The 13,601-nt window shown below is 71.4% G+C and carries 14 protein-coding genes; 7 read left to right on the forward strand and 7 right to left on the reverse strand.

Annotation, left to right across the window (positions count from 1 at the left end):
* Window positions 1–64: 64 nt before the first annotated feature.
* Window positions 65–1,279, reverse strand: coding sequence for a S8 family peptidase (locus ABZ906_RS42330; RefSeq protein ID WP_361195736.1), 1,215 nt, complete (start codon window positions 1,277–1,279; stop codon window positions 65–67).
* A 316-nt stretch (window positions 1,280–1,595) separates the two neighbouring features.
* Here ABZ906_RS42330 and ABZ906_RS42335 point away from each other — a divergent pair, with 316 nt between their 5' ends.
* The 3 genes from ABZ906_RS42335 (at window position 1,596) to ABZ906_RS42345 (ending at window position 5,725) form a co-directional block, all read left to right on the forward strand.
* Window positions 1,596–2,984: an aldehyde dehydrogenase family protein gene (locus tag ABZ906_RS42335; protein ID WP_361391998.1), complete on the forward strand. Its 1,389-nt coding sequence runs from the start codon at window positions 1,596–1,598 to the stop codon at window positions 2,982–2,984.
* A 50-nt stretch (window positions 2,985–3,034) separates the two neighbouring features.
* Window positions 3,035–4,117 (forward strand): Zn-dependent alcohol dehydrogenase, encoded by a 1,083-nt coding sequence (locus tag ABZ906_RS42340; RefSeq protein ID WP_361392001.1) that lies wholly within the window; start codon window positions 3,035–3,037, stop codon window positions 4,115–4,117.
* A gap of 246 nt (window positions 4,118–4,363) precedes the next feature.
* On the forward strand, window positions 4,364–5,725 hold the full coding sequence (locus ABZ906_RS42345) for an MFS transporter (RefSeq protein ID WP_361392004.1): 1,362 nt from the start codon (window positions 4,364–4,366) through the stop codon (window positions 5,723–5,725).
* On the opposite strand, the gene ABZ906_RS42350 is transcribed toward ABZ906_RS42345, so the two are convergent.
* The 3 genes from ABZ906_RS42350 to ABZ906_RS42360 are packed head-to-tail and all read right to left on the reverse strand — an operon-like array spanning window position 5,691 to window position 8,220.
* Window positions 5,691–6,761: an urea transporter gene (locus ABZ906_RS42350; protein ID WP_361392008.1), complete on the reverse strand. Its 1,071-nt coding sequence runs from the start codon at window positions 6,759–6,761 to the stop codon at window positions 5,691–5,693. The genes ABZ906_RS42345 and ABZ906_RS42350 overlap by 35 nt on opposite strands.
* 60 nt (window positions 6,762–6,821) lie before the next feature.
* Window positions 6,822–7,526, reverse strand: coding sequence for a winged helix-turn-helix domain-containing protein (locus tag ABZ906_RS42355; RefSeq protein WP_361392011.1), 705 nt, complete (start codon window positions 7,524–7,526; stop codon window positions 6,822–6,824).
* Window positions 7,527–7,569: 43 nt separating this feature from the next.
* Window positions 7,570–8,220 carry a TetR/AcrR family transcriptional regulator gene (locus ABZ906_RS42360; RefSeq protein WP_361195726.1) on the reverse strand — a complete coding sequence of 217 codons (651 nt, stop codon included), beginning with the start codon at window positions 8,218–8,220 and terminating at the stop codon, window positions 7,570–7,572.
* Between the two features lie 84 nt (window positions 8,221–8,304).
* Here ABZ906_RS42360 and ABZ906_RS42365 point away from each other — a divergent pair, with 84 nt between their 5' ends.
* From ABZ906_RS42365 to ABZ906_RS42375, 3 genes are all read left to right on the forward strand, one after another.
* Window positions 8,305–9,456 (forward strand): acyl-CoA dehydrogenase family protein, encoded by a 1,152-nt coding sequence (locus tag ABZ906_RS42365; protein ID WP_361392014.1) that lies wholly within the window; start codon window positions 8,305–8,307, stop codon window positions 9,454–9,456.
* Between the two features lie 99 nt (window positions 9,457–9,555).
* A complete protein-coding gene (locus ABZ906_RS42370) occupies window positions 9,556–9,846 on the forward strand; it encodes a YiaA/YiaB family inner membrane protein (RefSeq protein WP_361195722.1) in 291 nt (96 codons plus the stop codon).
* Between the two features lie 69 nt (window positions 9,847–9,915).
* The gene (locus ABZ906_RS42375; RefSeq protein ID WP_361195721.1) at window positions 9,916–10,548 is read left to right on the forward strand and encodes a TetR/AcrR family transcriptional regulator; all 633 of its coding nucleotides are present in this window, start codon (window positions 9,916–9,918) and stop codon (window positions 10,546–10,548) included.
* Between the two features lie 54 nt (window positions 10,549–10,602).
* Here the strand turns inward: ABZ906_RS42375 and ABZ906_RS42380 are convergent, their stop codons facing one another.
* A complete protein-coding gene (locus tag ABZ906_RS42380; RefSeq protein WP_361195719.1) occupies window positions 10,603–11,067 on the reverse strand; it encodes a MaoC family dehydratase in 465 nt (154 codons plus the stop codon).
* Window positions 11,068–11,204: 137 nt separating this feature from the next.
* Between ABZ906_RS42380 and soxR the strand changes: the two genes are divergently transcribed.
* Window positions 11,205–11,672 (forward strand): redox-sensitive transcriptional activator SoxR, encoded by a 468-nt coding sequence (gene soxR / locus ABZ906_RS42385; RefSeq protein WP_361195717.1) that lies wholly within the window; start codon window positions 11,205–11,207, stop codon window positions 11,670–11,672.
* Between the two features lie 13 nt (window positions 11,673–11,685).
* Here the strand turns inward: soxR and ABZ906_RS42390 are convergent, their stop codons facing one another.
* Together ABZ906_RS42390 and ABZ906_RS42395 are read right to left on the reverse strand one after the other, a co-directional pair.
* Window positions 11,686–12,762 carry an RNA ligase (ATP) gene (locus tag ABZ906_RS42390; protein WP_361392017.1) on the reverse strand — a complete coding sequence of 359 codons (1,077 nt, stop codon included), beginning with the start codon at window positions 12,760–12,762 and terminating at the stop codon, window positions 11,686–11,688.
* Between the two features lie 113 nt (window positions 12,763–12,875).
* Window positions 12,876–13,595, reverse strand: a complete 720-nt coding sequence (locus ABZ906_RS42395) for a 3-keto-5-aminohexanoate cleavage protein (RefSeq protein WP_361392020.1) — start codon at window positions 13,593–13,595, stop codon at window positions 12,876–12,878.
* Window positions 13,596–13,601: the final 6 nt, after the last annotated feature.

Genomic DNA, 13,601 nt, shown 5'->3' on the forward strand with positions numbered 1-13,601 from the left:
CAAACGTTCCCCGGAGGCGCCGGCTGCCTCCGGGGAACGGCGTACTACCGAGCGTGCCGGGGTACTACTGGACGATCTTGAGCAGCTTGTTCGGCGAGCCGCTGCCGGGGCTGGTGACCTTGCCCGACGTGGCTCCGTTCACCAGCGCGGACGAGACCTGCGCGGGCGTGGCCGAGGTGTGGCCGGCCAGGTAGACCGCCGCGGCGCCCGCGACGTGCGGGGTGGCCATCGACGTACCGGAGATGGTGTTGGTGGCCGTGTCGCTGGTGTTCCAGCCCGCCTTGATGGAGACGCCCGGCGCGAAGATGTCCAGGACCGAGCCGTAGTTGGACCAGCTGGCCTTCGCGTCCGTGTTGCTGGTGGCGCCCACCGTGATGGCCGCGGGGACCCGCGCCGGGGACGACGAGGAGGCGTTGACGCCCTCGTTGCCCGCGGCGACCGCGTAGCTCACGCCGTCGGCGATGGAGTTCTTCACCGCGTTGTCGAGCGAGGTGGAGGCGCCGCCGCCGAGCGACATGTTGGCCACGGCGGGGGCGCCCGCCGCGTGGTTGCTCGTCACCCAGTCGATGCCCGCGATGACACCGGCGGTCGTGCCGGAGCCGTTGTTGTCGAGCACGCGGACGGCCACGATCTTGGCCTTCTTGGCGACGCCGTACGTCTTGCCCGCGATGGTGGTGGCCACGTGCGTGCCGTGGCCGTTGCCGTCCTGGGCGGTGCTGTCGCCGTCCACGGCGTCATAGCCGTTCACCGCGCGCCCGCTGATCTCGGAGTGCGTGATGCGCACGCCGGTGTCGATCACGTACGCGGTCACACCCGAGCCCGCGGTGTCCGGGTAGGTGTAGGTGCCGGACAGCGGCAGGCTCGTCTGGTCGATGCGGTCCAGGCCCCAGGGGGCGTTGGACTGGGTCGCGTCGGCCTGGACCCGCTGGTTCTGCTCGACCGTCGCGACCGAGGGGTCGGCGGCGAGCTGTCTCGCCTCCGCCGCGCTCAGCTTCGCGGTGTATCCGTTGAGCGCGGACTTGAAGGTCTTCTGCACCGAGCCGCCGTACTCGGATATCAGACCCTTGCCCCGGGTCGAGGCGGCCTTGAGGCCCGAGTCCTTCTTCAGCGTGACGATGTAGCTGCCCTTCACGGCGTCGGCCGAGCCGGCTCCGATCACGGTGCCCTCGGTGGGGGCGGCCTGGGCCGGAAGGGCGGTGACCGCACCGAACAGAGTGGCGGCGGTGGCGGTCGAGATCGCCGCGGCGATCACGGTCTTCTTGCTGCGCAGCATTGCCATTACGAGGGAGTCCTCCTCATAGGCGTGCGCGCCCGGGGTGGGGCGGCGCAACTGTGGGGGCGTGTGCGTGATCGCACACACAGCCGGGAGCGGAAGGTTCCGCTCTCGGCGCGAACAGCAGAATGTCGGCTCTACAGGCGTAGATCAAGGGAGTTGGCGCCTTGACATGTGTCTGTCACATGCACGAAATCGAACTTCGGCGGAACCCTTGGGGGGTAGGTGTCGAGCTGCGGTGAATGTCCCTCGCCCGGACGCCTCTGGTGCCGAAAAACTATCAGCGCTAGTTTGGGGTGCGGACGACTACCTGAGGAGAGCGATGAAGGCCCACGACGGCATGTACATCGGCGGCGCCTGGCGGCCCGCCGTCGGTACGGACACGATCACGGTCCTCAACCCGGCCGACGAGAAGCCGGTGGGCGAGGTCCCCGCCGGTACGGCCGAGGACATCGACGCGGCGGTACGGGCGGCCCGCGAGGCCTTCCCCGGTTGGGCCGCGACCCCGCCCGCCGAGCGCGGCGCGCTCATCGGGGCGCTCCGTGACCAGCTGGTCGCCCGCAAGGACGAGATCGCCGAGACGGTGACGGCGGAGCTGGGCTCCCCGCTCCCGTTCTCGCAGATGGTGCACGCGGGCGTACCGATCCTGGTCTCCGGTTCCTACGCCGAACTCGCCGCGACGTACGCCTTCCAGGAGAAGATCGGCAACTCCACCGTCTACATGGAGCCGGTCGGTGTGGTCGGCGCGATCACGCCCTGGAACTACCCCCTCCACCAGATCGTCAACAAGGTCGCCCCCGCCCTCGCCGCGGGCTGCACGGTCGTCCTCAAGCCCGCCGAGGACACCCCCCTCACCGCCCAGCTCTTCGCCGAGGCCGCGCACGAGGCGGGCATCCCCGCCGGTGTCTTCAACCTGGTCACGGGGCTGGGCCCGGTCGCGGGCCAGGCGCTCGCCGAGCACGAGGGCGTCGACCTCGTCTCCTTCACCGGCTCGACGGCGGTCGGCAAGCAGATCGGCGCGACCGCGGGCGCCGCGGTCAAGCGCGTGGCCCTTGAGCTCGGCGGCAAGTCCGCCAACGTCATCCTGCCCAGCGCCGACCTGACCAAGGCGGTCAAGGCGGGCGTCGCCAACGTCATGTCCAACTCGGGCCAGACGTGCAGCGCGTGGACCCGCATGCTGGTGGACTCCGCGCGCTACGACGAGGCGGTCTCGCTCGCTTCGGAAGCGGCGGCCAAGTACGGCTCCCGCATCGGCCCCGTCGTCAACGCCAAGCAGCAGGCGCGCGTGCGCGGTTACATCGACAAGGGCGTAGAGGAGGGCGCACGCGTGGTGGCGGGCGGCTCCGAAGCACCGCGCGAGCAGGGCTACTACGTCCAGCCGACCGTCTTCGCCGACGTCACCCCCGAGATGACCATCGCCCAGGAGGAGATCTTCGGCCCGGTCGTCTCGCTCATCCGCTACGAGGACGAGGACGAGGCCCTGCGGATCGCGAACGGCACCGTGTACGGACTCGCGGGCGCGGTCTGGGCGGCCGACGACGAAGAGGCCATCGCCTTCGCCCGCCGCATGGACACGGGCCAGGTCGACATCAACGGCGGCAGCTTCAACCCCCTTGCCCCGTTCGGCGGTTACAAGCAGTCGGGCGTCGGCCGGGAGCTGGGCCCGCACGGACTCACCGAGTACCTCCAGACGAAGTCCCTGCAATTCTGACCCCTCGGTTCTGAACCCCCGCACGTCCGCCCCATAAGGAGTACGTCACCGTGGTCCGCGCCGCTGTTCTGCCCGCCGTCGGCTCTCCCCTGGAGATCACCGAGATCGACCTGCCCGAGCCGGGCCCCGGCCAGGTGCGGGTGCGTCTCGCCGCCGCCGGGGTCTGCCACTCCGACCTGTCCCTGACCAACGGCACGATGCGGGTGCCCGTGCCCGCCGTGCTCGGGCACGAGGGCGCGGGGACCGTGGTGTCCGTGGGCGAGGGGGTCACGCATGTGGCGCCGGGTGACGGGGTGGTGCTCAACTGGGCGCCGTCCTGCGGGAATTGTCACCCCTGCTCGCTCGGCGAGGTCTGGCTGTGCGTGAACGCGCTGGCCGGCGCCGCCGACGTGTACGCCCGCCGCGCCTCGGACGGCGCCGACCTCCACCCCGGTCTGAACGTCGCCGCGTTCGCCGAGGAGACGGTGGTCGCGGGCAACTGCGTACTGCCCGCCCCGGCCGGGGTCCCGCTGACCGACGCGGCGCTCCTCGGCTGCGCCGTGCTCACCGGGTACGGGGCCGTGCATCACTCCGCGAGGGTCCGCGGGGGCGAGACGGTGGCGGTCTTCGGGGTCGGGGGAGTGGGCCTCGCGACGCTCCAGGCGGCGCGGATCGCGGGGGCCTCGCAGATCATCGCGGTCGATGTGTCCCCCGAGAAGGAGGAGTTGGCCCGTTCCGCGGGGGCCACGGAGTACGTCGTCGCCTCCGAGAAGACGGCCAAGGCGATCCGGGGGCTGACCGGGGGGCAGGGCGTGGACGTGGCCGTGGAGTGCGTGGGGCGTGCGGTGACGATCCGTACGGCCTGGGAGTCCACGCGGCGCGGCGGGCGTACGACGGTGGTCGGCATCGGCGGCAAGGACCAGCAGGTCAGCTTCAACGCCCTGGAGATCTTCCACTGGGGGCGGACGCTTTCCGGGTGCGTGTACGGGAACTCCGACCCGGCGGTGGATCTGCCGGTCCTGGCGGACCATATCCGGGCGGGGCGCTTTGACCTGAGCGGTCTGGTGACGGACCGGATCGCCCTGGACGGCATCCCGGCGGCCTTCGAGAACATGGTCGCGGGGAAGGGGGGCCGGGCACTGGTGGTGTTCTAGTCCCCAACCCCGCCCCTTCCCGAAAACCCGCTGGCGCGGGGGCCTTGGTTGCCGTCATCACCGGCTTCGCCGAGTTCGTCCTCAAACGCCGGACGGGCTGGAATCCTCAGCCCGTCCGGCGTTCGGCTACCGCGACGAGAAACCCCCTGCTAGAACCGTTGACCGCATACGTACCGGTCGGTACGGTCCCTGGAATCACACGCCACCCCCTGTCCCGTCCCCGGACCCACCGGAGTGTGCACCCCCATGGACCCCGCACCGCCCCCCGCGTCCCCCCTCTCCGCCCCCGCTTCCGCTCAAGCGGCGCCGGCGGACCCCCACCGCCGCAAAGTGGCGACCGCCGCCGCTCTCGCCTCCGCCGTGGAGTGGTACGACTACTTCGTCTTCGGCATCGCCGCCGCCCTCGTCCTGGGCGATCTGTACTTCCCCTCCGGCAGCTCGTCCGCCGGAGTCCTCGCCGCGTTCGCCACCTTCGCCGTCGGCTTCCTTGCCCGCCCCGTCGGCGGCATCATCGCCGGTCACCTCGGCGACAAGCGGGGCCGCAAACCCATGCTGGTCCTCGCGCTGACCCTGATGGGCCTGTCCACCACGGGCATCGGCCTGCTCCCCACGTACGACACGGTCGGCATCGCCGCGCCGATCCTCCTCGTCACCTTCCGCGTGCTCCAGGGCATCGCGGTCGGCGCGCAGTGGGGCGGCGCGATGCTGATGGCCACGGAGTACGCCCCCGAGGGCAAGCGCGGCCTCTACGGCAGCCTGGTCCAGCTGGGCGTTCCGATCGGCGTGGTGACCGCCAACACGGTCTTCCTGATCGCGGGCGCAGTGACCAGTGAGAGCACCTTCGAGGCGTGGGGGTGGCGGGTCCCCTTCATGGTCGGGCTCCTCGTGCTCGTACTCGCCTGGTACATCCACACGCGCGTGGAGGAGACGCCGGAGTTCCGCGAGGCGGAGCGTGCGCTCGCCGAGAAGGAGAAGAGCGAGAAGGCGGCGGGCGGTGAAGGGGGCAACTCGCCCCTGCGCACGATCCTGCGCCACCACCTCGGCACCGTCTTCCTGGCCGGAGGGTCGTTCGCGGTGAACACCGCGACCTTCTACATCATCATCACCGGCGTCCTCGACTACACCACCCGCGAACTCGACATGAAACGCAGCGCGGTCCTCACCGTCTCGCTCTGCGTCAGCCTCACCCAGCTCGCCCTGATCCCCGCGTCCGCCGCCCTCTCCGACCGCATCGGACGGCTGCGGATCTACGCGATCGGCGCCGCGGGACTGGCGGTCTGGGCCGTGCCGATGTTCCTGCTCATCGACACCGGTTCACTGCTGTGGCTGGCCGTGGGCACCTTCGTCACCAGCTGTTTCCTCAGCATCATGTACGGGCCGCAGGCCGCGCTCTTCGCCGAGCTGTTCACCGCGGAGATGCGGTACACGGGAGCCTCGCTCGGCTACCAGATCGCGGCCGTGTTCGGCGGTGGGCTCGCGCCGTTCGTGATGGTGCTGCTCCTGGAGGCGACGGGCACCTCGATGGCCGTCTCCGCGTACATCATCGGCCTCGCCGTGATCGCCCTGCTCTCCATCAAGGTGCTTGCGGCGCGGGCGCGTTCCCGCTGACGGGACCGGACGCGAACGGCACGTCCGGCTCCGGCACCGTCACCTCCGACGGCGCCGGAGCCGTCGTACGCAGCCGTGAGAAGGACTTGGTCGCCGCCAGGAACGCGAGCGTCGTCAGGACGAACGGCCAGGTGAACGTGTGCCCGCCGGACGGCGCGAGGAGCGCCGACATCGCCGCGCCGACGGCGGTCGCCGTGGCGGCGCCCACGATCGCGTACGCGAGCGTCGCACCCCGCGCCGGAAGGAAGACGCCGCACAGCGCGAGCGCGACGAGCACCGAGTTGTATCCCATGGTGCCGTCCGCGATCTGGGCGGCGGGCGCACCGAGCGCCCACGCCGAAGCGATGCCGACCGCGCTGCCGAGGCAGGCCACGGCCCCCGCGCGACGGCTCGCGACGAAGAGGCCCACGAGCAGCACCGCACCCACGTACCACTGCGGCATGAAGAAGATCTGCGCGAAGCCGGCGAAGAACGCCCGTGCCAGATCGTCGGGTCCCAGCGAGGTCGGGCCGCTCGCCGCGCGGGTCAGCGCGGCGAGCGCGTCCCCGTGGTGCCAGACCCGTTCAAAGCCGGGTGCCGCGATCGTCGTCGCGCTCGCGAGCAGGCAGTACGGCAGGGTGAGCGAGGGCAGGCCCCATACGGCCAGGACGTTGACGGCCGCCGCCGTCACGACCGTGACCACCACGCAGCCCGCGAGGGCGAGCGCGGCCGTGGACAGATGCCCGGCCCCCAGGAACACCGCGAAACACAGCGCGGTCAGACAGGCGTTGAAGCCTTCGAGCCCGCTCGACACGCGATCGCCCGGCGCCCCGAGCAGCCGCGCGGTGGCCGTGCCGACGGCCGTCCCCGCGAGCCCGTAGAGGCCGTACTCCCAGCCCGCCGCGAAGAGCGCCGCACAGAAGACGGCGCCCGCCGCCGCGCTGGGCAGGAAGGTGACCTGGGCGTGGCCGCGCAGGACGTGAGCGGCGAAGGACCGCGCGGCAGGTGTCCCCCTGGCTCCAAAACGCAGGCCCCTGGCATCCGTTGAGTGCCCCACGGCTCACTCCCGTGTTACGTCCATGTTTCACCCGGCAAGACGGATGCACCTTACAACTAGTTAGGGGAGTGCCGCGATACCGAGGTGCGTCTCCAGGGCCCGCGCGCCCGGCGGCGTCACCTTGACCGCCCGCTCCGAACCGATCCGCACGCACCACCCGGAGTCCAGCGCGTGGCGGCACAGCGCCGCGCCCGCGACCCCCGCCAGATGCGGCCTGCGCTCCGTCCAGTCGAGGCAGGCGCGGGCCAGCGGGCGGCGGCCTGAGCGATCGAGGCCGATGCCCAACTCCCCGAACCAGCCGATCCCTTCGTCGGTCAGGGCGAACCCCGCGTCCTGCCGCAACAGCCCGCGCTCCGTCATCGCCCGGGTGATCGTGGTCCCCAGCCGGCCCGCCAGATGGTCGTAACAGGTGCGGCCCCGCGCCATCGCCCCGCTCGCACCGGACTCCCGCAGCGTACGCGGCGGACGCGGCGCGGCCCCGCCCGGCCGTACGTACGCGGTCAGGTCCTCGACCAGCTGCGCGACGCGCGCGTCGGCGAGGCGGACGTAGCGGTGCCGCCCCTGGCGCTCCTCGGCGAGCAGGCCCCCTGCCACCAGCTTCCCGAGGTGCTCGCTCAGCGTGGAGGCGGCGACCCCCGCGTGCCGTGCCAGCTCGCCCGCGGTCCAGGCCCGCCCGTCGAGCAGCGCGAGCAGGCAGGCGGCGCGCGTCTCGTCGGCGATGAGCCCGGCGAGCGCGGCGAGGCGGGGGGTTGCGGGGTCCGTCATGGATCAAGCATGCGCCCGTGACCGTTCGGTCCGCGCCGAACCGTCATCCGGTGACGGCGGCCACCTGCTCGTACTGGGTCGTGAGGCCGTCGAGCAGCGCCCGCAGGCCCGTCTCGAAGGCCCGCTCGTCGATCTCCTGCTGGCGGTCGGCCAGGAGGTGCGCCTGGCCCAGGTGCGGATAGTCGGCGGGGTCGTACGCCGTCTCGTCGTCCACGAAGCCGCCGGCGAACGAGCCGAGCGCCGAGCCCATGATGAAGTAGCGCATCAGCGCGCCGATCGACGTGGCCTGCGCGGCGGGCCAGCCCGCGTCCACCATCGCCCCGAACACCGCGTCCGCGAGCCGCAGTCCGGCCGGGCGGCGGCCGGGGCCGCTCGCGAGCACCGGAACGATGTTGGGGTGCAGGGTGAGCGCGGCGCGGTAGGAGACGGCCCAGTCGTGCAGCGCCGTCCGCCAGTCGCGCGCGTCGTCGGCCTCGAACATCGACAGGTCGACCTGCGCGCTCACCGAGTCCGCGACCGCCTCCAGGATTTCGTCCTTCGTGCGGAAGTGGTTGTAGAGCGAAGGCCCGCTGACCCCGAGCTCGGCGGCGAGGCGGCGCGTCGAGACGGCGGCGAGGCCCTCGGCGTCCACGAGCGCGCGCGCCGTCTCGACGATGCGATCTCTGCTGAGGAGGGGCTTGCGCGGTCGGGCCATGCGGCACATAGTAGGGCTGCCGCCGTAAACTAGCAGTGCTAATTTAAATCTGGTCCAACGAGTCGATCCGAAGAGGTGCCCCCGATGAATCTGGAGCTCAGCGAGGAGCAGTCCGCCGTCCGGCAGCTGGCCGAGGACTTCGTGGCCCGCGAGATCGCCCCGCACGTCATCGAGTGGGACCGCGCGGAGAGCGTGGACCGGTCCCTCGTAAAGAAGCTCGGCGAGGTCGGCTTCCTCGGACTGACCATCGACGAGGAGTACGGCGGCTCGGGCGGCGACCACCTCGCGTACTGCCTGGTGACCGAGGAGCTGGGGCGCGGCGACTCGTCCGTGCGCGGCATCGTCTCCGTCTCGCTGGGTCTCGTGGCCAAGACCATCGCGCACTGGGGCAGCGAGGAGCAGAAGCGGCAGTGGCTGCCGGGGCTCACCTCCGGGGAGCTCGTCGGCTGCTTCGGGCTCACCGAGCCGGGCACCGGGTCCGACGCGGGGAACCTCTCCACGAAGGCCGTGCGCGACGGCGACTCGTACGTCGTCAACGGCTCCAAGATGTTCATCACGAACGGCACCTGGGCCGATGTCGTGCTGCTCTTCGCCCGCACGAACGACGCCCCCGGCCACAAGGGCGTCTCCGCCTTCCTCGTGCCGACCGACACCCCGGGCCTGAGCCGCCGCACGATCCACGGCAAGCTCGGCCTGCGCGGCCAGGCCACCGCCGAGCTGGTCCTGGAGGACGTCCGGGTTCCGGCGTCGGCCATGATGGCGCCCGAGGGCAAGGGCTTCTCCGTCGCGATGTCGGCGCTCGCCAAGGGGCGGATGTCGGTGGCCGCCGGGTGCGTGGGCATCGCCCAGGCCGCCCTCGATGCGGCGGTGGCGTACGCGGGCGAGCGCGAGCAGTTCGGCAAGCCCATCGCGGGGCACCAGCTGGTGCAGGAGCTGATCAGCGACATCGCGGTGGACGTGGACGCCGCGCGCCTGCTGACCTGGCGGGTCGCCGACCTCATCGACCGCGGGCAGCCCTTCACCACGGAGTCCTCCAAGGCCAAGCTGTTCGCCTCCGAGGCCGCGGTGCGCGCCGCCAACAACGCCCTCCAGGTCTTCGGCGGCTACGGCTACATCGACGAGTACCCCGCGGGCAAGCTGCTGCGCGACGCGCGCGTGATGACGCTCTACGAAGGCACGAGCCAGATCCAGAAGCTGGTCATCGGGCGGGCGCTGACCGGGGTCTCCGCGTTCTGAGTACGGGAGTTGAGTACGACAACTGTGTACGACAACTGAGTATGGGAGCTGAGTACGGGGGCGGATGTGGCGCGGCCGCTCCCGGGTGAAGCTCTGACCATGAGTGAGACACCGGTCAAGCAGCAGAGCAGTACCGCCTACTACGGTCAGGCGATCGCGTCGTTCGCCGTGGCGCTCGGCGCGACGGCGATCGGCATCTACAGCCTCGACGTCAGCGGCTGGATCCGCGCCTTCCTCGCCATCTCCGTCCTGTACCTGACGACGTCCGCTTTCACCCTCGCCAAGGTCATCAGGGACAAGCAGGAGGCCGGGCAGCTCGTCAGCCGCGTCGACCAGGCCCGCCTCGAAAAGATCCTCGCCGAACACGACCCGTTCAAGCCGGTGGCCTGACCGGCGTCCTAAGCGCTTGCTCACCGTCAGGGGTATGGTGTCCCTCCCGACCGGTGGAAGGAGTGGGCGATGAGCACGGCGGAGCAGACCGAGGGCGATGACCTGCCATGGGGCGAGGTCACGCCTGATGCGGCGCGGCGGCTGCTGATCGCCGCCGTCGAGGCCTTCGCCGAGCGTGGGTACCACGCGACGACGACCCGTGACATCGCGGGCCGGGCCGGCATGAGCCCGGCGGCGCTCTACATCCACTACAAGACCAAGGAAGAGCTGCTCCACCGGATCAGCAGGATCGGCCACGACAAGGCCCTGCGGGTCCTGCGCACCGCGGCCGACCGTCCGGGCAGCGCGGCGGAACGGCTCGCCGACGCCGTGCGCTCCTTCGTCCGCTGGCACGCCGACCACCACACCACCGCGCGCGTGGTCCAGTACGAGCTCGACGCGCTCGGCGAGGAACACCGCACGGAGATCATCGCGCTGCGCCGCCAGTCGGACGCCGCCGTGCGGGACATGATCAACGAAGGGGTGCGGGACGGGGAGTTCGACGTCCCCGACGTGCCGGGCACCACGCTTGCCGTGCTCTCGCTCTGCATCGACGTGGCCCGCTGGTTCAACGTCGCGGGGCAGCGCACGCCGGACGAGGTCGGCGCGCTCTACGCCGACCTCGTGCTGCGCATGGTCGGAGCCCGGGAGCGGGTCTCCTGAGCTTCTGAGCTCCGGGTCTTCTGAGCTCCGGGTTTCCTGGGCTTCCGGGCGCCGTCAGAAGTAGTAGCGGGAGACCGACTCCGCGACGCAGGCCGGCTTGTCGCTGCCCTCGCGTTCGACGGTGACCTTGGCCGTGATCTGTACGCCGCCGTCCTTGGTCTCCTCGACCTCCGTGAGCACGGCGGTCGCCCGCACCCGGGAGCCCGAGGGCACCGGGGAGGGGAAGCGGACCTTGTTGGTGCCGTAGTTGACGCCCATCTTCATGCCCTCGACCCGCATGACCTGCGGCACCAGGCTCGGCAGCAGCGACAGCGTCAGATAGCCGTGCGCGATCGTCGTCTTGAAGGGGCCCTGCGCCGCCTTCTCCGCGTCCACGTGGATCCACTGGTGGTCGCCCGTGGCGTCGGCGAACAGGTCGATCCGCTTCTGGTCGACCTCCAGCCAGTCGCTGTGTCCGAGCTGCTCGCCGACTCCGGCACGCAGGTCGTCGGGCGACGCGAAGATCCTCGGCTCTGCCATGTCCCTGGTCTCCTCAAAGTATGCGGACTAAGCGCTTGCTCAGCATGCGGTGTGCGCCGACGTGTGTCAACGGACCGGCCGTGAGGGGCGGCGGACCGGCCGTGAGGGGCGACGGGTCAGCCATTAGGGTTGGCGGAGTGCCCCAGATCCCAGAGAAGATCCACGAGCTCACGGTCGGCCAGCTCTCCGCGCGCAGCGGCGCGGCCGTGTCCGCGCTGCACTTCTACGAGTCCAAGGGTCTGATCTCCAGCCGCCGCACGTCGGGCAACCAGCGCCGCTACCACCGTGACGCGCTGCGCCGCGTCGCGTTCGTCCGCGCCGCCCAACGCGTCGGCATCCCGCTCGCCACGGTCCGCGAGGCGCTCGACTCGCTCCCCGAGGAGCGCACGCCCACCCGTGAGGACTGGGCGCGGCTCTCGGAGGCCTGGCGCTCGGAACTGGACGAGCGCATCAAGCAGTTGGGCCGCCTGCGCGACCACCTCACGGACTGCATCGGCTGCGGCTGTCTCTCCCTGGAGAACTGCGTGCTCTCCAACCCGGACGACGTCTTCGGCGAACGCCTCACCGGCTCCCGCCTGCTGGCGGAGCGCCGGTCGCAGCCCTGACCCGCGGCGAGGGCTACTCGTACTCCGTGCCGCCCTTGCGTGTCAGGTACGCGGGGCTGACCGCCTTGGCGATGGCGCGGCCGCCGGTCACGGGGGAGTACCGCTCGGTCGCGGGCCGGATCACGACCCCCTCGCGCAGATGCAGCCCCCGCCCCGACACCGTCTCGCGCCCGGAGGCAAGCTCCAGGATCCGCCCGGCGTCGTACGGACCCTCGTACAGCCGAGGGACCAGCGGCAGGGCGCCGTCGAGCACGGCGGCGGGGTCCAGCCACCGGACCTCGCCGTCGATCTCCGCGCTCACGTCGAAGACCGCGTAGCCGAGCGTCTCGCGGCGCCCGTCAGCGCCGTACGTGAGGTCCTGGACCCCGTCTCCGTACACCTCGCCGAAGATGCCGACCCGGCGCGCGCCGAGCCGCTCCGCGAGTGCGGCGGCCGCGTCCGCCACCGCGTGCCCGTGGATCGCGCGCCAGTAGAGATTGCGCGCGTCCTCCTTCAGTGCGAGGGACTTGGAGCCGAACCCCTTGGAGGAGACGTACACCCGGCCGCCCTCGCCCCCGCCCGCGACGTACGTCAGGAGGCAGGCGGACCCGTGCAGCTTCTCCGTGATCGCCACCGGCTCGCCGGGCGTAAAGATGTCGGGGTAGCGCTGGATGTTCTCGATGTCGACCCATGGCAGCAGATCGGGCGCGGACTCGACGTCGCCGCTCATGGTGGGAGGGATCGGCGGCACCCACTTCACGACGCCGAGCCGCTCCGTGAAGTCGGTGCCCCGCGCCGCGGCCCGCGCCAGGTCGACGTCCGCCAGCGCCCGCGGTCGGCACACGATGCCCTGTGACAGCTCGCCCCGCAGCCGGACGGCCTTCACCCGGTCCGACTTGCCGCCCGCGAGACGCCCCGTGAGCCCCAGCTCCTCGATCAGCTCCGCGGGAAGCACGGACTGCTCGGGGATGTAGAGGGCCACGTCACCGGTGCGGTACGCGCCCTTGGCCACGACCGCGCGATACAGGCCCACCTGGGCCAGTTCGAGGGCGTCGGCGTTGGGATGCTCGTGGATGGTCAGCACTTCGGCGGTGACGCGCAGCGTCGACATTCGATCGGGCTCCTAGGTTCTACGTACCGCGCGGGTACGCACACATGTCGGTCATCGAGGTCAACTGTGCCGACGGCAAAGCGCTGGAGCGATCGATTTTGTGCCTGGTAGCGTCACGCCGGCGTGCTCAGGAGGGACAGCGCAGCCGTCACCAACTGGGCGTTCGACGTGGCCCGTTCCCCGTCCGGCAGTACGAGCGTGTCCTCGAAGCCGATGCGGGTCGCGAGCCGCAGCCGCCCCGAGAGGCGCAGCACCGGCCAGGTGCCGCCCTCCTCGCCGTGCAGCAGAACGGGACGGCCGTGTGCCGCGCCGATCACCCCGAGCAGGGCGCGGGCCGAGTCGCGTGCCGTGGCCGGGTCGGGGTCCGTCACCTCCGCGAGGACCCGCAGGACGCGCGGGCCGAGCGCGGACGCCGTGAAGCGCTCCGCGCCGTCCGTGCCGGACCAGATGCCCGCCTCCACGCCCACACCCCGCTCGATGAGCGCCGCGGCCACCGCCTCCGCGCCCGGCTCGTGCCAGTTGACCGACGCGTGGTCGGGCAGGACCGTCCACCCGCGGATGTGCTCCACCCGCCGGTCCGGGTCCTGCTCGGCCCAGGCGCCCGTGGTCACCCCCACCGGGACCGACGTCACCGCGCGGACCGCTTCCAGCGCGGCCGCAACCGCCCGTGGTGTCAACGTGTCTTGTCCACAAGGGGACTTGGGGTGTACATGAACATCCCGAGCGCCGGCCGCCACGGCCTGCGCGACGGACTCGGCCATCGCCCCGGGTGACAACGGGATCACCGCACCATCGCCCGCGCCGCGGGCGCCGTTCACACATACCTGCATCACCACAGG

The sequence above is a fragment of the Streptomyces sp. NPDC046925 genome (assembly GCF_040644915.1).
Taxonomy (GTDB): Bacteria; Actinomycetota; Actinomycetes; order Streptomycetales; family Streptomycetaceae; genus Streptomyces.

Coding starts and splice junctions, on each gene's coding strand:
- ABZ906_RS42330 (WP_361195736.1), bottom strand. CDS start 1,279: ATGGCAATGCTGCGCAGCAAGAAGACCGTGATCGCCGCGGCGATCTCG.
- ABZ906_RS42335 (WP_361391998.1), top strand. CDS start 1,596: ATGAAGGCCCACGACGGCATGTACATCGGCGGCGCCTGGCGGCCCGCC.
- ABZ906_RS42345 (WP_361392004.1), top strand. CDS start 4,364: ATGGACCCCGCACCGCCCCCCGCGTCCCCCCTCTCCGCCCCCGCTTCC.
- ABZ906_RS42355 (WP_361392011.1), bottom strand. CDS start 7,526: ATGACGGACCCCGCAACCCCCCGCCTCGCCGCGCTCGCCGGGCTCATC.
- ABZ906_RS42360 (WP_361195726.1), bottom strand. CDS start 8,220: ATGGCCCGACCGCGCAAGCCCCTCCTCAGCAGAGATCGCATCGTCGAG.
- ABZ906_RS42365 (WP_361392014.1), top strand. CDS start 8,305: ATGAATCTGGAGCTCAGCGAGGAGCAGTCCGCCGTCCGGCAGCTGGCC.
- ABZ906_RS42370 (WP_361195722.1), top strand. CDS start 9,556: ATGAGTGAGACACCGGTCAAGCAGCAGAGCAGTACCGCCTACTACGGT.
- ABZ906_RS42375 (WP_361195721.1), top strand. CDS start 9,916: ATGAGCACGGCGGAGCAGACCGAGGGCGATGACCTGCCATGGGGCGAG.
- ABZ906_RS42380 (WP_361195719.1), bottom strand. CDS start 11,067: ATGGCAGAGCCGAGGATCTTCGCGTCGCCCGACGACCTGCGTGCCGGA.
- ABZ906_RS42390 (WP_361392017.1), bottom strand. CDS start 12,762: ATGTCGACGCTGCGCGTCACCGCCGAAGTGCTGACCATCCACGAGCAT.